This is a genomic window from Bacillus sp. SIMBA_008 (assembly GCF_046535495.1).
Classification (GTDB): Bacteria; Bacillota; Bacilli; order Bacillales; family Bacillaceae; genus Bacillus; species Bacillus subtilis.
On the sequence record NZ_JAWRWL010000003.1, the window covers coordinates 342,197 to 360,069 of the forward strand.

At 47.0% G+C, this 17,873-nt stretch carries 19 protein-coding genes; 3 read left to right on the forward strand and 16 right to left on the reverse strand.

What is annotated here, in order from left to right; genetic code table 11:
• From SB658_RS12370 to SB658_RS12430, 13 genes are all read right to left on the reverse strand, one after another.
• Positions 1-651, reverse strand: coding sequence for an acetyltransferase (locus SB658_RS12370; RefSeq protein ID WP_144500520.1), 651 nt, complete (start codon positions 649-651; stop codon positions 1-3).
• A complete protein-coding gene (locus tag SB658_RS12375) occupies positions 648-1,256 on the reverse strand; it encodes a sugar transferase (RefSeq protein ID WP_015251185.1) in 609 nt (202 codons plus the stop codon). Before SB658_RS12375 ends, SB658_RS12370 begins: the two co-directional genes overlap by 4 nt.
• Complete coding sequence (locus SB658_RS12380; protein WP_041850511.1) at positions 1,253-2,770, reverse strand: MATE family efflux transporter; 1,518 nt, start codon at positions 2,768-2,770, stop codon at positions 1,253-1,255. The genes SB658_RS12375 and SB658_RS12380 overlap by 4 nt, the downstream gene beginning before the upstream one ends.
• Positions 2,767-3,801: a glycosyltransferase gene (locus SB658_RS12385; RefSeq protein WP_144500519.1), complete on the reverse strand. Its 1,035-nt coding sequence runs from the start codon at positions 3,799-3,801 to the stop codon at positions 2,767-2,769. The genes SB658_RS12380 and SB658_RS12385 overlap by 4 nt, the downstream gene beginning before the upstream one ends.
• Positions 3,798-4,874, reverse strand: a complete 1,077-nt coding sequence (locus SB658_RS12390; RefSeq protein WP_069703644.1) for a polysaccharide pyruvyl transferase family protein — start codon at positions 4,872-4,874, stop codon at positions 3,798-3,800. Before SB658_RS12390 ends, SB658_RS12385 begins: the two co-directional genes overlap by 4 nt.
• 4 nt (positions 4,875-4,878) lie before the next feature.
• Positions 4,879-5,913 (reverse strand): glycosyltransferase family 2 protein, encoded by a 1,035-nt coding sequence (locus SB658_RS12395; protein ID WP_069703643.1) that lies wholly within the window; start codon positions 5,911-5,913, stop codon positions 4,879-4,881.
• 24 nt (positions 5,914-5,937) lie between these two features.
• On the reverse strand, positions 5,938-7,041 hold the full coding sequence (gene epsG / locus SB658_RS12400) for a biofilm exopolysaccharide biosynthesis protein EpsG (RefSeq protein ID WP_015714749.1): 1,104 nt from the start codon (positions 7,039-7,041) through the stop codon (positions 5,938-5,940).
• Positions 7,038-8,192, reverse strand: coding sequence for a glycosyltransferase family 1 protein (locus SB658_RS12405; RefSeq protein ID WP_015714750.1), 1,155 nt, complete (start codon positions 8,190-8,192; stop codon positions 7,038-7,040). Before SB658_RS12405 ends, epsG begins: the two co-directional genes overlap by 4 nt.
• A complete protein-coding gene (gene epsE, locus SB658_RS12410; protein ID WP_003244557.1) occupies positions 8,185-9,021 on the reverse strand; it encodes a glycosyltransferase EpsE in 837 nt (278 codons plus the stop codon). Before epsE ends, SB658_RS12405 begins: the two co-directional genes overlap by 8 nt.
• Positions 9,018-10,163 carry a glycosyltransferase family 4 protein gene (locus tag SB658_RS12415; RefSeq protein WP_021480651.1) on the reverse strand — a complete coding sequence of 382 codons (1,146 nt, stop codon included), beginning with the start codon at positions 10,161-10,163 and terminating at the stop codon, positions 9,018-9,020. The genes epsE and SB658_RS12415 overlap by 4 nt, the downstream gene beginning before the upstream one ends.
• Positions 10,164-10,174: 11 nt before the next feature.
• The gene (locus tag SB658_RS12420; protein WP_170948336.1) at positions 10,175-11,995 is read right to left on the reverse strand and encodes a polysaccharide biosynthesis protein; all 1,821 of its coding nucleotides are present in this window, start codon (positions 11,993-11,995) and stop codon (positions 10,175-10,177) included.
• Positions 11,996-12,229: 234 nt separating this feature from the next.
• Positions 12,230-12,913: a protein tyrosine kinase EpsB gene (gene epsB, locus SB658_RS12425; RefSeq protein WP_003228249.1), complete on the reverse strand. Its 684-nt coding sequence runs from the start codon at positions 12,911-12,913 to the stop codon at positions 12,230-12,232.
• A 5-nt stretch (positions 12,914-12,918) separates the two neighbouring features.
• The gene (locus SB658_RS12430; RefSeq protein WP_003228247.1) at positions 12,919-13,623 is read right to left on the reverse strand and encodes a YveK family protein; all 705 of its coding nucleotides are present in this window, start codon (positions 13,621-13,623) and stop codon (positions 12,919-12,921) included.
• 245 nt (positions 13,624-13,868) lie between these two features.
• On the opposite strand from SB658_RS12430, the gene slrR reads away from it, so the two are divergent.
• From slrR to SB658_RS12445, 3 genes are all read left to right on the forward strand, one after another.
• Complete coding sequence (gene slrR, locus SB658_RS12435; RefSeq protein WP_003228245.1) at positions 13,869-14,327, forward strand: HTH-type transcriptional regulator SlrR; 459 nt, start codon at positions 13,869-13,871, stop codon at positions 14,325-14,327.
• Positions 14,328-14,401: 74 nt separating this feature from the next.
• Positions 14,402-15,871, forward strand: a complete 1,470-nt coding sequence (pnbA, locus tag SB658_RS12440; RefSeq protein WP_144500518.1) for a para-nitrobenzyl esterase — start codon at positions 14,402-14,404, stop codon at positions 15,869-15,871.
• Between the two features lie 2 nt (positions 15,872-15,873).
• Complete coding sequence (locus SB658_RS12445) at positions 15,874-16,065, forward strand: hypothetical protein (RefSeq protein WP_003228241.1); 192 nt, start codon at positions 15,874-15,876, stop codon at positions 16,063-16,065.
• Between the two features lie 26 nt (positions 16,066-16,091).
• Here the strand turns inward: SB658_RS12445 and padC are convergent, their stop codons facing one another.
• The 3 genes from padC to racX all read right to left on the reverse strand — a co-directional run bounded on the left by padC (position 16,092) and on the right by racX (position 17,870).
• Entirely contained in the window at positions 16,092-16,577 is a 486-nt protein-coding gene (padC, locus tag SB658_RS12450) for a phenolic acid decarboxylase (protein ID WP_003243190.1), read from the reverse strand.
• 22 nt (positions 16,578-16,599) lie between these two features.
• Positions 16,600-17,055, reverse strand: coding sequence for a DUF3237 domain-containing protein (locus tag SB658_RS12455; protein ID WP_041850507.1), 456 nt, complete (start codon positions 17,053-17,055; stop codon positions 16,600-16,602).
• 131 nt (positions 17,056-17,186) lie between these two features.
• Positions 17,187-17,870, reverse strand: coding sequence for a broad specificity amino-acid racemase RacX (gene racX / locus SB658_RS12460; protein ID WP_032726905.1), 684 nt, complete (start codon positions 17,868-17,870; stop codon positions 17,187-17,189).
• Positions 17,871-17,873 lie beyond the last annotated feature (3 nt).

The following is a 17,873-nucleotide window of genomic DNA, read 5'->3' on the forward strand; positions in this document are numbered from 1 at the left end:
TCATCCTTTGTTTGATGTTTGAATGGAAGAAATGATGTATGCCGGAGCACCGGCCGCCGTTACCCTGTCCGGTATGGGACGGATCACCGCGGAGCCGGCTCCGACAATGCTCCAAGCCCCGATTGTGATCTGCGGTATGACGGATGCACCAGTTCCGACGTGAGCGCCTTCCTGAACGGAAACCGCTCCTGACAGCGTGACACGCGGGGACAGATGAACGTAATCGCTGATTTGATTATCGTGCTCTGCCACTGCACCCGTATTGATGATGCAATGAGCGCCGATGCGCGCATCCGCCTGAATGATCGCGCCCGCCATAATTACTGTCCCTTCCCCAATGACAGCCGACCTGCTGACGATGGCTGACGGGTGAATCAATGTAATAAAATCATCTTTCCTCAGTCCCAGTCGCTCCGCCAGCTGTTTTCTGACACTGTTATTCCCAACAGCAATCAGAAACAGCACATCAGGAATGAGCCTGCGTAGTTCAGTAACGGCTTCCGGCGGTCCTGTGTACCATTCTTTTCCGCCTTCGAACGTTTTGAATTTATCATCCAGCACCGCGGCTAAGCGCGTATCTGAGCGGGCGTTTATCAGCTCTCTGATCACCTTTCCGTGTCCGCCGTCACCCACAATGGCCACGTTTTTCATGAGGACACATCTCCGCTTCCGGTAAACCGTTCCGCGGTCACATGATTGGTTTGCTGAATCCCTTCTGAAACAAGGACCTTTCGCACCGTCAAACATAAAATTTTCAAATCGAGAAAAAATGACCGGTTGTCAACGTACCAAACATCTAATTCAAATTTCTTTTCCCAGGAAATCGCGTTTCTGCCATTGATTTGCGCCCAGCCTGTGATACCCGGCTTCACCTCATGGCGCCGTGCCTGTTTTTCTGTATAAAGAGGCAGATAGTCCATCAAAAGCGGCCGCGGCCCGACAAGGCTCAGATCGCCCTTCAGGACATTCAGGAGCTGCGGAAGCTCATCAATGCTCAGCTTTCTGATCAGCCTGCCTGTTTTCGTCAGCCGGACTTCATCGGGCAGCAGATTTCCCTCACCGTCCCGTTCATCCGTCATTGTCCGGAACTTATATAGGGTGAACGGTTTGCCGTGCAGGCCTGGCCTTACTTGCTTAAAGAAGACAGGTGATCCTATTTTCAGCCTGACAACGGCGATGGTGAACAGAATGATCACACTTGTACAGCACAACAAAAAAATGGCGGCCGTCAGATCAAAAAGTCGTTTCAGGATCAAAGATTCACAGCTCCTTTCGTTTTTCGAAACCGTTTTAATACCAGCTGTCTTTCCTCTTTTGTACAAACGAGCATAAAAGCGAAAACAGCGTAGAAAAAGCTGACTGTCACTCCCGTCGCTATCAATGACGGCCAGCTGTCAATCTTCACAATGAACTGAATTGCCTTACAGACCGTCCAGGCAAACACAGCGGCTGAAAGAGGCCCGATGATGCCTTTAAAGAACACGTGCTTTTTGTAGCCTGTAATGCGGGATACGTAAAGCGGCGTAAAGATGGCATTTTTTAAAATAAGAGAAATGGCCCCTGCCAATGTTATGCCGTACAGACCGAGATGAGCCGGCCCGCTCAGCGTGACCGCCAGCACCACATTCACCGCACCTAACAGCAGGGTAACAATCGCCGGTGTTTTTTGTTGATTAAAAGCGGTCCATATATAAAACAGCGGCATAAAGGCGAGGCTGACAACCAAGTATCCGGCATGAATAAATAAAAGCGGTGCTATCGACGAAAAGGACGGTCCGAGCCAGATTGTCAAAAAAGGTCCCGCCAATCCGCCCAATAAGGCAGCAGGAAGTGCAAGCAAAAGACCATTGAGCCTCACTGCCTTATTGGCGTAATTCATCAATCCGTCCATATCGCCTTTTGAATAATATGAAGTCATGATAGGCGCAAACAGGGATGCGACCGTTCCGGCCAAGCTGCGCAAAAGCAGCGGAAACTGGATAATTGCCGCGTATTTCCCAGATGCGGACGCCCCAAGCATCAAATTGGCGGTTAACAGATCAATCTGCAAAAAAAGCAGGACGCCGATTTGATTGACGGAGCTCCATGCGCCAGCTTGAAATAGCTCCTTGCTAGTGCGGAATGAAAGATCCTTCATACGAAACGAAAACCACGGAATCAGCTTTTTGAAGAAATAGAAAGACAGCACAGACGCCATGACAGCACCAGCTAAAGCTGCAAGCTGGATCTGCCAGATTTTCGGCGCAAAGCATGCAAACAGGAGCAGCACAGACAGCACCCGTATAAGCATTTGCACCGCCTGAATGGAACTGGTGATATAAAGGCGGTTGGCATAAAATGGTGCAGCACCGAAACCCGCCATCAGAAACGTTAAAATAAACAGTACACTGCCGATTAAAATCGACAAGCGCACATCTGCCAAAAGCGCTTGCGGCACATTCATGACGCGGTCAATAAAAAAAGCCGAACCCGCAAGCGGCAGCAAGAGCAGCAATGAAATCAAAACAGAGGCGGCTAAATAATTGCTGATATACGCATTTGCTTTCTCCCGCTCTCCCCTGTGGGCAGCAACAGAAAAGAACCGAACGACAACCGAGCTGAGCGCCACGGTAATAACCGAAAAGTAATTAATCACATTTTGTGTCAAGTGAACAAAGCCAAACGCTTCCACACCAAGCGTTTTGACAATAAAAGGCGTCATCCAAACCGATAGGAAAACGGACAAGAGAAAAGCCGTGAGATTAGCGCTGAAGTTTATCGTGAATTTCATGCCTGCTTCGCACTGCCTTTCATTGTCCCCCGCTGCTCGAAAAACAGCTTGATGAGAAAAGTGAGCCGCCATTTACACAGTGCTAATACCAAACGCTCTCCTCTTAATAATTTCTCATGCTGAATCGGTGTATGTCTGACAGCCTGCCGCACCATGTCATAGGACAAAATCTTCCTGATCTTCTTTTTGATGTCTTTCGGCGAATTCGGAGAAGCACAGGCATTTGCCAAAAGCATCGGAAGCTGGTGCCTGCAAATGTACACATTCAAATCTTCTTTGCATGCGCCTGCTAAGCCATAGTGATTGTAGAATGCAATTTTAGCCTGATATTGTTTTTGAAGATGTTCATCCATCGCCGGCTTATAAGGGATTTCTGTCAGGCTGTTCGGGTTTTCACGATAGATGTACAAGCCTTCATCCAGCATTTTCACCCGCTCCGCTTCGCAAAAAGCGGACAAATTGAAGGGAGAGTCTTCAGCAAAACGGATGTCTTCATCAAACAACAGATTCGCCCTTTCAAAAAGCTCACGACGGTAAAGATAACGCCATACATACCAGATAAATCTCGTTTCGTGAGCATGTTTAAGCTGTTCAGTCATTTCTGGTTTCGTCAGCACGCGGTTTGCCTCAAGCTGCGGCGGCACATATGTCCGCCTGTCCGATGACTGCTTGTAAAAACCGCATCCGACGATGTCAAGCTGATTTTGCTCCGCTTCTTCAGTCAGCCTCTGGAACATGGCGGATGATACATAATCGTCTCCGTCTACAAAGCCGATGTAAGTGCCCCGCGCGGCCTTTATTCCCGTATTTCGCGCTGAACTAAGCCCGCCGTTTGCCTGATGAATGACCTGGATTCTCGCATCCCGTTTTGCATAGTCCTCTGCAATCTCGCCTGAACGATCCGGTGTTCCGTCATTCACGAGGATGATTTCAATATCAGAAAGCGTTTGACGAAGCAAAGAATCAATGCACTCTTCTATAAATGGTTCAACATTATACATCGGGACAATAATGCTGACGAGCGGGATCATTGCGCTTCACCGCTGATTTTGTCACGCAGACCTTTAAAATACACATCTCTCGGAAAGCCTGCACGGGGTGTTTCTTTTGTTAAAAGCTCATTGACTGCGGCTGTTACGCGCTCTGGCTCCGGATGTTCTATCAGCTTCATTAACGGGATGTCTTTAAGCCATTGATAGCCCTCCATTACCTTATGGTCAAAGGAGCGAATGACAACACACGGCGTTCCTGTCAGCGCGCAAAAAATCATGCCATGAAGCCTGTCAGTGACGACGGCTTCTGCGCTTTTCAGCTTAGACCACAGTGCTTCAAGTTCTTGTTCGCGTGTATCGCGGCTGACCCGGCGGCCGATCGTTGTCGTAAAGGATTGGATCTCGCCGAATTCCTCAAATAGCGCAGCCTCGACCCGGTTCCTCTGGTCCTCCTGAAGCACGCTTTCCTGATCCTCGCGCAAACACATATAAACCCCTTCGCGTTCTGCGGGGGTCTTGCTTCTATCTAAATACAGCACCATGTCCGGCTGCTTCAAAATTGTTTTTTCTTGAAAATGCTGTTTCATAAATTGATACGTTGTTTCATCCCGTGCCATGAGCAATAGGCCGGGGTGCGCATTATAAATTTTCTGTGCCCGTTTCAGCTCTTTGCGCCCCTTTTTCGTGTCAGAAAAATGAGCCGTTGCCGGAAGCTGGATAACCCGATAGTCACGGAATGTTTTAATGATGAAGCGGCGCGTCCACTCCTCATAACGGTATAAATCCCCCATGTTTCCGCCGCCGATGATAAAGACCATATCCTCCGGATGGCGCGAGCGGATCAGGCTTTTTGCTGATTTGTAAATGTCCTTCATATCAACCTCGACGATGTCAAAGTCCGGGTATTCTTGCTCAAGAAATACCTTGCTGGCATAAGCAATTGCGTGATCTCCCAAATTGTCATGGGACGGCAGCAGGGTCAGTATGATTTTTTTCTGATGTGCTGCGGCCTTTACCGGTTGATCTGCCGCTCCCAGCCAATATTGGGACGGATATTTGACCTTTAGCAGCAGCCATTCTGCAAAATTGATTTTCAACGATTGTAACGACATGTCCTCACCCTCTGTTTCTCATTTTGTACTCGATCACCCGCTGATACACAGCCGATGCCATAGCGACGAACGGAATCATTCTGTATTTCGCCATCAGAAGCAGGCATGACCGTTTTGCGTCAAAAGGAGCAGTACCCGTTTTTGAAAGACTTTCTTGAAACACCGGGTCCGCGCATATCATGCCAACATTTCTAAGCTTTTCAAACAGTCGGCGGCTGCCGCTCGTTTTCCATTCATTCAGCATGCAGATGCTGCTGTGAAGAACGATAAAGGTATCAAGCTCCTTGCGATACTCCTCCAGTTTGTTGTTCTCCTGTAAAAACGCCGCATTCGCCTCATACAGCGCAAGTCCTGATTCAAACAATTTTTTCTGATAGCGCTGCACAATGGAGGAAAGGTGAATTCGGTAATGATAGAGCGGCGTTTTTACGTAGGATACTGAGCGGGCGAAAAAATGAGCCCTGAAGCTGAAAAACTGATCCTCGACATGCTCCAGCTCGCCTCGGAGCGGAAACGACAGCCGATGGGCTTCAATCATGCTTCTTCTGTACAGTTTGTTCCATGAAAACCCTCTGACCTTCCCTTCGAATAACGCCTTGATATAGTGCTCCTTCGGTTGATCCTGATAGGTTTGGGCAATGTCAGAGTCCATGGTTTTGCCAGTGTCCTCAAACTCTGCGGCGTAATTGCAAATGACCAGATCAGTTTCATCGCCTGCTGCCCGGAGCATCTGCTCGCAATAATCAGGCTCAATCCAATCGTCTGAATCGATAAACGCGATAAATTCGCCGCGTGCTGCCTCAATGCCTTTATTCCGAACCGCACCGAGACCCTGGTTCTCCTGATGAATCACCTTGAACCTGTTGTCCATTTTGGCGTATTCTTCTGCGATATCCGGGCTGGCGTCAGCTGAACCGTCATTGACAATGATGATTTCAATATTGTCCACTGTCTGGTTCCGCAGTGATTCGAGACACGTTCTGATATATGTTTCTGTGTTATAAACAGCGACTAACAGACTAACCGCAGGTGTTTCCATAATGACCGGCTCCTCGTGCATAAATTACCGGGAAAAAATCGTTCTGTAAGGCAGAACCGATGAATCAACCGGCATAAGCAAATAACTGTAAAGAAAATAACAAACAACGATAGCGATATAGATAAGAGCGTTCGATTTTTCATCAAATATCCTGACAAAATAAGGGACTAAGATCATTTGATACAGACCGAAATAAATATTGAATCTGGCAAAAATCACGTCCTTTGTGGCCAAAAGGCCGAACAAAAAACCAAGCAGGCACAAATTAACGACAATATCGATTTGCGGCCACAGACTCCGCAGTCGTTCTTTATAGCAAAATGCAAGGAACAGCGGCAGAACCAACACAGCGATTTTGATCACATTCATTCCATTTGTGTTCGTCATGAGCCATTTTTCATAATGGCTGTATGAGCTGTTTTCAAGTACAACGACAAACACAGAAATAAATTTTTGATATAAAAATGTCATGCCGAGAAATAAAGCGGATAGGCCGAATATCGCCGGTGACCAGGCTTTTCTTCTGACAATAAAGTACACTGGAATCATAATCAGCGCCGACGAATGAAAGAGAGAGCTGACCAGCACAATCAGGAAATATCGCTTCCAGTTCCCGCTGATGATATAACGGATCGCCCAAAACAAAGCAGCTGCGACCATGTATTGCCTGATGCCGTTAAAAGACGCGTAGTAATGAAAGGTTCCCAAAAACAAAAAGACACTCAGCTCAAACGGCCTGCCATAGTCGGCGAGTGTCTTCATAATAAAGCTGTAGGTCACGACCGCCACCGTAAAATACATGATTTGAGGATCTTCCGTGATGAAATTCATCAGCCAAAGGAGTGCGGTAAACCCCGGATCTGTCGCTGTTTTCGCAGTGCCGAAACCGAATATCTGCCACACATTTTGATAATCGCCCGCCAATTCGTACAGCAGCGTGTACGTCTGAAAATCCGTGCCGACTCGATAGCGGAGACCTGACACGAGCACAAGTGAAGCGAGCGGAATCCAGATCAAAAGCTTATTCGGCCGATACCCCGTGGCAAGCGAATCGTCACGGCCGCCGCACATTTTAGCGAACCAAGACCAAATAAATACAATCCCCATATTGACGGCATATACAATCATCGGTCATGGTCCTTTTCCGTGCTGATGTTGTATACATTCAGCAGCGCTCCTACATTTTGCTGTGCATCGTAGCCAAGTTGAGCAAGTGTTTCTTTGATGAACTCACGCTTCGGCCTGCCTGCGGCGGCCGCCCTTGCAATGGTTTCAGCCCAGACGCTGATCGGCTCAGAAAGACTTAATCTTGTGACAAGCCCGAGACCGGCGTCGACTTTTTCTGTAATGCTGTCTGAAATGATGCATGGAAGCCCCGACGCCTGTGCTTCCACAAGCACAACCGGCAAGCCTTCGTACAGAGACGGCATGACAAATACATCAAATGTGCGCATCAATTCATGGATCCGTTCTTCCGTGCCTAAAAAGAGGACGTCTGAAAGCAAATTCTGCCGGCGCGCCTCCTCCTCTATCTCCCCGCGCAACGGCCCGTCTCCCGCCAGAACGAGCTGAAAGCGAACGCCTCTTTCTTTGAGATGTGCGGCAAGTTTCAGCAGGAACGCGTGGTTTTTCACTTCATGAAACCGGGCCACATGGCCAATGATGAGCCGGTCGGCTGCAATGCCGCGTGCTGCTTTTTCTTCATCAGCCGCCTGCCCATTTGGGGCGAACAACTCAAGGTCAATCCCGTTAGGAAGAAGGTGAACACGCTCCCGCTCCATATTGGACTGTCCAAATAAAAACCTGCCCGCATCCTCTCCGCAGGCACACAGCGCTGTCGCATTTGCCAAAATGAGCCGCCTGAACACGAGCAGCTGCAATCGATCCTTCCAGTTGAAGCCGGTCTTCCAAGACGTATTGTGGGAGTGGCATACCCTGACCGGCACTCCGGCGAGCCTTGCCGCAAGGGCGATAAAACCCGTTTGGAAATCCGTGTGCGCATGAACGGCGCTGAACGGCCCGTTTTCTTTTATCGCGTTTCTCACATTCCTCACAAATGTAAGGGGATTGCTTTGCCCAATGCTCGGGACATAAAAAAGCCGCCCGCCTAAAGATAAAATCTCTTCATCGTAAGCGCACGGATCATTTCGATACGTTAAAAAGTCAAATTGCACTTTGCTTTTGTCCATTTTCCGATATAAATTCATCACCATGGTTTCCGCGCCGCCCCTGTTCATGCCGCTGAGAACATGGAGCACGCGTTTTTGGCTGCTATTCATGCTTGACAAGCCCTTCCTTTTGGTTCATCACTCTTTTTTTATGGTAGCGATTCATCACAGCTGCAGGCATAAAGGCGCGAATTAACGGTTTTGCGATATATATGTAATCAGATAAAGGAAGCTTCAAGCGTCTGCACGCCTGATAGACAAGAATGGCATTGTCGATTGAATACGTAAATGACCGCCGTTTGAATGCATCGCTGTCTTCCCTCACTTTATACAAGGCTTCCTGAAGATTATAGCCCCTGAAGCCCTCTTCAAAAAAGCGAAGCCACAAATCAATATCTTCCATTCGTCTCGTCCGCCGCACCGACCGGTAGCCTTTCAGCGTGCGGTAGGCACTCGCTCTCATCATAATCGTGCCGTGGCAAAATGGAGTCCCTTTTGCCATGATGCCCGGCTCCGGAACAGAAGGCAGAATGCGGGCGCCTCTTACGCCAAATTCATCAAACACAAGCATGCCGGTGCCAACCACCTGATAGTGTCGGTGCTTTTCTAAAAACGCGACCTGCTTTTCCAGACGGCGCGGAAACGAAAGGTCATCTCCGTCCTGACGTGCGATATAATCGCCTGTCGCATGCGAAAGACAATGATTTAATGATGCGGCAAGCCGCTTATTTGTTTTGTTTTGAATCAGTTTGATGCGGTCGCTGTAATGAGCGGCATACTGCTTCGCGATACGGAGCGTGCCGTCTGTTGACGCATCATCGCACAAAATCAGCTCCCAATTTTTATAGGATTGGCTGAGTATGGATTCTATGCTTTCTGCCAATGTGCGTTCGCAATTATAAATGCCCATAATGACAGAAACTTTCGGTCCTGAGTTCATACGCTTTTCTCCTTTGTATCCATATCCATGTACGCGGAATAAATATCTGCCATTTCTTCCACCGTTCGCGCCTCCGAGAAGCGCAAGGCTGTTTTTCGGCCTTCCTGGCCCAGCTTTCGGCAGAGCTCCGGCTTATGGTAAAGCTGTTCAATCCGGCGGGCAAAAGCAGCACTGTCACCGATTTTGATCAGAAAACCGTTTTCTCCGTCGCGGATGATTTCCCGATGCCCGCGATTATCTGTGGCGATCGCCGGTTTTTCTGCCGCCATTCCCTCAAGCACATTCATGCCGAGGCCCTCTCTAATGCTGGATGCGACAGATACATCCGCAAGCTGAATCAGCTCATGTATGTCGCTGCAAAAGCCGTAAAAACAGACATTGGCGGAGGCACCAAGCTTTTCAGCTAACATTTGATACGTTTGTTCCATTGCCCCTTCCCCGGCAAACACAAGGCGGAGCGAGGGAATTTTTTCTTTTAGCAAGGCTGCGGCTTCAATTAACTGCTTCTGGTTTTTGTTCAGATTGAGCTCAGCCGGATAAACCAATATAAAATCATCTTCACGGAACCCGTGCTTTTCTCTGAGTCTTTGCTGCTCTATCGGACTGACAGGCCGGAAACGCTCGGTGTTGACGCCAATGCCGTGAATTTTCTGCGTCCTTCCGCCCGGCCTTTGAAGTCCTTTCGCCCGTTTATAATCCTCTTCATTAATCGTAATCAGGCAGTCCGTATATGCTGAAAGCCATTTCTCGACCGGATAGTAAAGAAGCCAATTTTTCATTGGTGCTCCTTTGCAGAAGTGAAATCCGTGCGCTGTATACAGCACCTTTGTTCCGTGCCGCCGTGCCTGCCTCGCCGCCAGTCTGGCGAGAACGCCGCCGACCGGTGTATGGCAATGGACAATGTCGTATTCATAAGTGTCGATCACTTTCTTCAACTGCCTATAAACGGCCAGGTTCTGAGGGTCAAAAGGTGACCTGCGAATCGGGATGGAGAATTTCTCATCTACATACGGCAGCTTGGTTTGTCCGTTCGCGGCGACATGAACCTCCCAGCCCCTTTGTTTAAACCATTTAAAATAAGGGAGGTGAAAGGCCTTAAAATGATAATCAACAGTCGCGCAAAACAAGATCTTTTTCGTCATTTTCACTCCCCCTAATGAACACTGGCAGCCGTCATTTTGTCTGATGTATTGATTGCCGCAAACAGCCTCGCTCTCAGGTCGGCTTCCGACAGCTCATGAAAATCCTCGATAAAGCGCATCAGCACCGGCCAATCACCGTCCACCGCTTTACCGATGTGAATTTTCGGAAAGATTTGTTCAGCATGGACTTCATTTTTGTTCAGTAATTCTTCATACATTTTTTCGCCCGGACGAATGCCTGTGAATTCGATTGGAACCTGCTCTGTCGTGTAGCCGGACAAATGAATGAGGTTTTTGGCAAGATCTACAATCTTTACGGGCTCTCCCATATCGAGAACAAAAATCTGACGCCCTTTCGCCAGTGCCCCAGCCTGAATCACAAGCCTTGATGCCTCGGGAATCGTCATGAAATAGCGGGTCATTGCCGGATGTGTTACTGTCACCGGGCCGCCTTTTTCAATCTGTTTTTTGAAAATCGGAATGACGCTGCCTCGGCTCCCGAGTACATTGCCGAAGCGAACAGCGACAAATTTGGTTCTGCTGACTTTCCCAAGATTCATAATAATCATCTCTGCGAATCGTTTTGTCGCCCCCATTACGTTGGCTGGGTTCACCGCTTTGTCCGATGAAATCAGCACGAATGTCTCTGTTCCCGACATATCGGCTGCTTCCGCGACATTTTTTGTTCCGATAATATTGTTTTTGACCGCCTCTTCAGGATTATTTTCCATTAAAGGCACATGCTTATGGGCAGCTGCATGATAGACAACATGCGGCTCGTATTTTTTCATCAATGTAAACATTTTATCGCGGTCCTGCACATCAGCGATTTCCGTATGGAACACAATGTGTTTGCCGAATCGTCCGTTTAGCTCTGTATAAATTGAATGAATGCTGTTTTCCCCATGGCCGAGCAGAATAATTTCCTTAGGCTGAAACGCACTGATCTGCCGGCAGATTTCTGAGCCGATTGATCCGCCCGCTCCCGTGACGAGAACTGTTTTTCCTTTGATGCGATTCGAAATTTCGCTAGTGTCGAGGGTTACCGGCTTTCTGCCGAGCAAGTCCTCAGCTTTTACATCTCTAATTTGTCCGGCAGTTCGTGTGCCAAGCAGCATTTCATCAAAATGAGGCATAATTTTAATGCTTACTCCGGTTCGCACACATTCTTTATATAACACCTGAAGCTCATGGGTGCGGAGTGAAGGAATGGCAATAATAATAAAATTAATTTTGAGCTTTTGCACCGCAGGCATGATACTTTCTTTTCCGCCGATTACGGGCAGCCCCATAATTTCTAATTTATGCTTCGTTTGGTCGTCATCAATAAAAGCGACAGGTATGATATCTGGTTCATCTTTCGAAAGCAGCTGCCTGACCATCAGAGTCCCACCTGAGCCCGCCCCGATAATCAGCGCGCGGGACGAGGCGCAGCGTTTTTTCCTGATGCTTTCGTTTAATACTCTGGATAAAATACGGGTCCCTCCAATAGACAAAAGCTGAAGCACCCAGCACGCGGTTAACAGACGGAAGAACATCGTGTGATACACAGCATACTGAATGATACCGGTCACAGCGGCGGAAAGCGTAATGCCCTTAAGCAGGACAATCAGCTCACCAAGCCCGGTGTATGTCCACACCTGTTTATACTGATTGAACAGGAAAGCACACACATGATAGCTGAGGAGCAAGCTGACAGCGGTAAGCAGTAATGCTCCGGAGTCATAAAATTGATAGGAATCTTTTAAAAATTGATATCCTGCAATAACTGAATTTAAAACGAGGTAAGTATCCAGCGCAATAATCATTGACAGTCTTCTCCGGTAACTCAACCTTTTCCCCCCTAATTCTTTTATCGGTTTAGCTGCGGCGGTTTTCGTCTCTCCAAAAAATCGGCAGCAGCTAAACCGACAACACGTCCTATGTATATATCAGATAAGTGGGCATTTAACCCATCCTCACGCCCCGCCAGCGACGACCAGCATCTAAGGCAGCAACTTCAGCTGCCCACAGCAGAGCCGAGTGCCTCCATTGATACAGGTCAGGAGACATCACCTTTACAAAAACTAGTAGGAATAGTGTTCCGATTTTTTCATTTTCTTTTTGTTTAAAAGAGCGCCTAACAGCTTCGCATTGGATTGTTCCAGTGCATCTTTTGCTTTCAGAACGGTATCGGTTTTTGTTTTTCCGCTTAAAACGACGAGCACGCTGCCGTCTGTCTGATTTGCTAGAATCTGAGCATCTGCAACAGCCAAAAGAGGAGGGGAATCAAAGATGACGAGGCTGAATTGTTCATAGATCTCAGATATTAAATCTCCCATTGCTTTTGAAGACAACAGTTCTGCCGGGTTTGGCGGGGTCGGCCCGCTTGTCAGTACATATAAGTTATCGATCGGCGTCTTTTGCACCGTCTCACTGAGTGAAGCATTGCCGACCAGCACATTTGTCAGCCCGGTTACATTATCAACCTGAAACGTCTGATTGATGGTCGGCTTTCTTAAATCGGCATCCACCAGCAGTACTTTCTTTTCCTGCTGCTGCGCAAAGACAGCCGCAAGATTCGCTGCACTGAACGATTTACCTTCACCAGGCACAGAGGAGGTGACGAGGATAGATCGCAAGTTGGTCTGGACAGATGAGAACTCAATGTTTGTCCGAATGGTGCGATATTGTTCCGCAACAACTGATTTATTGTGTAAAACAGATATTTGAGCCAAACCTCGCCTTGCTTTCTTTTTTCTAAAGATCACTCGCTTCACTCCCCGAAATGTTTTATCCCACGATTCCGCCCTTTGTGGACATCAGGAACGGAGCCTAAGCATGGCAATCCGGTTCTCTCGCTGAGCTGCCGTGCGCTTTTGCAAGTATCATCGAGAAAATGCAGAAAAAATGCCAGTGTAATGCCGCCCATGACAGCAGCGCCAAAAGCCATGACCATATTTCGCAGCCTGGCCGGCTTGATCATCGGGCTTTCAGAAGCCTTCGCCTCTGATAATATATGTACGCCTTGTACATTCATTCTTTCATCTACTTCTTTTTCAAACTTGTTCACTAACGTGTTCGCAATCTCAGCCGCTTTCGCCGGGTCGTGATCCTGGACGGCAACGTTGATAATTTCTGATTCATTTTCACTGCTGGTAACCACTTTTCCTTTCAGCGAGGAAGCCGATTCAGATAGGTGCAATTCCGCCTTAACTTCTTCCATCAAGGCAGTGCTTTTCATAATCGATTGGAACGTGCTGCTATACTGAAGATTTCGCTGGATGTCACTGAGATTCGAGTTTTCTTCACCGTCTGATTCATGAACCAGCACCTGTGTCGACGCCTGGTAGGTCGGTGAAATGACCTTAAATTGCACAAAACCCATAATAAGGGTGACGCCGATTGTGATGAGCAGAATCAGCACGAATCTGTGTCTGACAATCGCATATAATTCTTTGAAACTCATATTCTCATTCATGTATTCATAGCCTTCAGCCTTCCCGCGGCTGGCTTCCCGCGCCCCTTTCTGTTAATGATTGGATTATAAAAGAAAACGTTATTATTTAAAAATTGCAAAATAAGCCAATAAGTTCTCTTTAGAGAACAAAATCATGATTTTCCTCTAATTTACTGCACTTCCCTTATTATTTTAAATTTTATAAAGAACGAAAAATTCTTTATAATGAACAAAATAACGACAGGAATAGAGGAGAATTTCATATTATGATTGGAAGAATTATCCGTTTGTACCGTAAAAGAAAAGGCTATTCTATTAATCAGCTGGCTGTTGAGTCAGGCGTATCCAAATCCTATTTAAGCAAGATTGAAAGAGGCGTTCACACGAATCCGTCCGTTCAATTTTTAAAAAAAGTTTCTGCCACACTGGAAGTTGAATTAACAGAATTATTTGACGCAGAAACAATGATGTATGAAAAAATCAGCGGCGGTGAAGAAGAATGGCGCGTACATTTAGTGCAAGCCGTACAAGCCGGGATGGAAAAGGAAGAATTGTTCACTTTTACGAACAGGCTAAAGAAAGAACAGCCTGAAACTGCCTCTTACCGCAACCGCAAACTGACGGAATCCAATATAGAAGAATGGAAAGCGCTGATGGCGGAAGCAAGAGAAATCGGTCTGACTGTCCATGAAGTCAAATCCTTTTTAAAAACAATGGGAAGATGATGATCGGTTAAGGGCTAACGTTCGCATCTATAGGGTAAATCTGTTTATAATGGGGGAAAAAGGGAGAGAACACAATGACTCATCAAATAGTAACGACTCAATACGGCAAAGTAAAAGGCACAACGGAAAACGGCGTACATAAGTGGAAAGGCATCCCCTATGCCAAGCCGCCTGTCGGACAATGGCGTTTTAAAGCACCTGAGCCGCCTGAAGTGTGGGAAGATGTCCTTGATGCCACAGCGTACGGCCCTGTTTGCCCGCAGCCGTCTGATTTGCTGTCACTTTCGTATACTGAGCTGCCCCGCCAGTCCGAGGATTGCTTGTTTGTCAATGTATTTGCGCCTGACACTCCAAGCCAAAACCTGCCTGTCATGGTTTGGATTCACGGAGGCGCTTTTTATCTCGGCGCGGGCAGTGAGCCATTGTATGACGGATCAAAACTTGCGGCACAGGGAGAAGTCATTGTCGTTACATTGAACTATCGGCTGGGGCCGTTTGGCTTTTTGCACTTGTCTTCGTTTGATGAGGCGTATTCCGATAACCTTGGGCTTTTAGACCAAGCCGCCGCGCTGAAATGGGTGCGGGAGAATATTTCAGCGTTTGGCGGTGATCCCGATAACGTAACAGTATTTGGAGAATCCGCCGGCGGGATGAGCATTGCCGCGCTTCTCGCTATGCCTGCGGCAAAAGGCCTGTTCCAGAAAGCAATCATGGAAAGCGGCGCTTCTCGAACGATGACGAAAGAACAAGCGGCGAGCACCTCGGCAGCCTTTTTACAGGTCCTTGGGATTAACGAGGGCCAACTGGATAAATTGCATACGGTTTCTGCGGAAGATTTGCTAAAAGCGGCTGATCAGCTTCGGATTGCAGAAAAAGAAAATATCTTTCAGCTGTTCTTCCAGCCCGCCCTTGATCCGAAAACGCTGCCTGAAGAACCAGAAAAAGCGATCGCAGAAGGGGCTGCTTCCGGTATTCCGCTATTAATTGGAACAACCCGTGATGAAGGATATTTATTTTTCACCCCGGATTCAGACGTTCATTCTCAGGAAACGCTTGATGCAGCGCTCGAGTATTTACTAGGGAAGCCGCTGGCAGAGAAAGTTGCCGATTTGTATCCGCGTTCTCTGGAAAGCCAAATTCATATGATGACTGATTTATTATTTTGGCGCCCTGCCGTCGCCTATGCATCCGCACAGTCTCATTACGCCCCTGTCTGGATGTACAGGTTCGATTGGCACCCGAAGAAGCCGCCGTACAATAAAGCGTTTCACGCATTAGAGCTTCCTTTTGTCTTTGGAAATCTGGACGGATTGGAACGAATGGCAAAAGCGGAGATTACGGATGAGGTGAAACAGCTTTCTCACACGATACAATCAGCGTGGATCACGTTCGCTAAAACAGGAAACCCAAGCACCGAAGCTGTGAATTGGCCTGCGTATCATGAAGAAACGAGAGAGACGCTGATTTTAGACTCAGAGATTACGATCGAAAACGATCCCGAATCTGAAAAAAGGCAGAAGCTATTCCCTTCAAAAGGAGAATAAATATGGGGAAAACAGGATACATTGGTGCTGCCATTGTTGTGGCAGCTTGTATCATTATTTTGTCGGCCGTGGTATGTTTACGAGACACAGTCTATTACCAGCCTATGCGCTGGACTGGCATCATACTGTTTTTCGCGGGAATTGTGATGGTTCCCGCATACTCAGCAAAAAGAAAACCCGGAAAAGAGAAGTAATTCTCTTTTCTGGGTTTTTATGTTTATTATAATCTTCCCGCGCGAATATCGTCTGTCATTCCCTCATAAGGAGCCTTCGAAATCACTTCTTCGTTGTCGACTCCTTCATTTTTCAGAAATGTAATTTCCGCAAATTCAGGTACAACGTATTTTGGATACGTTTCATATTTTTCGCGGGATTCTTTCATCAAATCAATGTGGTCATTTTGGTAGCAAACCGTAATTTCAGGATGTTCATGTACCCATTTCGGGAAGAAAATAATGCCATGCATGCGTTTTTCATTTGGCATAAAGTTTAATGAAACATCCGTGCCAGTCGGCTCTGTCCAAGACACTTTATATACGCCTTCTGTCAGTTTGACAATATTCACTTCCTGATCCCGAACCCAGCGTCCGGCAACCATTCCGCTATGAATTCTATAATCAATTGTATGGTCGTTTTTAATATAAATCTCGTATTCCCATCCGTTTTCATACGTATAAATCATGTGGCTTCCGATAAAGTTTTCCATCTTACACACTCTCCTTAGTCTTTTACTGTACTTCATAAATGTCTAGTAGAACGTAATCAGGGGTTCTTTCTGCGGAACCGATAAACAAGCGGTCATGCAGCCATTGATAGACTTCACTGCCTGTTTCAAACGTCGGTACCGTACGAAAATAAACATGTTCCGGTTCAATAATTTCCCCGGCTGCCGCTTGTTTTCGAAACGGCTCGCTGACTTGCCGTATTCCATTGTTTTCAATGTAAATCAGTTCATGATCTGCTGTTTCAATCACATACCTGGCAGATAAATCTGTTCTGCCGTTAGCGCGAATCATTTGTGAATCGGCACCGCCCGGCAAAATACGTCCCTTTACTTCCCCAGTTATTGTTCCCGAACGAATCGGAATGAATCGTCTCAGTCCCAGGCTTGTCTCACCAATCGTGATAGGCGGATCAACCTTGATTTCTAAAGAGGCGAATGGTTTTAAAACCGGCTTCTTCACGAGAACCACCTCACCTTCAGAAAAAAATCATGTAACTATTTACATGTTTACTTTAACACCATTGCAGTTAACTGTCAAACAATAGGAACATAAAAAAACAAGGACTGTTTGAAGACAGTCCTTGTCTGAAGCTAGCTTTGATAAGCAAGATATGTGCTGACAGTGCTTTTGGCAAGACAGGCAGAGGAATCTATAATCGGAATCTCACTTTGAATATGATCTAACACCGCATTTAAATCCGTGCAGGCTGAAATGATGATGTCTGCATGCTGACTGATTTCTTCATATAGCGTCTGCCACAATGCTTGTGTATGCTGCATATGATTTGGCTGTTTGATTGCGGCGATAAGCTGGTTCACAGCCTGCTGCCAATGGTCCTTGTGAATAACTTCTTGTCCATTTCCCTTCAGAACTTTTTGGTAGATGGCGGATTGGATGGTTGGCTCTGTTCCTAAAACCACCGCTTTTTTTGCGAGATGCGGAATCTCTTTTATCGTTTCCTCAACAATATGCAACATAGGAACCGACAATGCCTGCTGAATCTCTTCATAGTAGACATGCGCCGTATTACAAGGCAGCGCAATGAAATCCACGCCTGTTTTCTCGAGCTTTACCGCTCCGTCGATAATTGCTTTTTTCATCTCGTCATGGTCAATTGGACGATCTGCATAGAAGGGCGTCGGGCATGAATAGATCATCATGTGCGGGTAGTCAATATCGTTTGAAGCCCCATACAGCTTCTGACAGTAATCAATCACCTTATCAATAAACGGCGAGGTCGATTTCGGCCCCATTCCGGCTAATATTCCGATCATCAA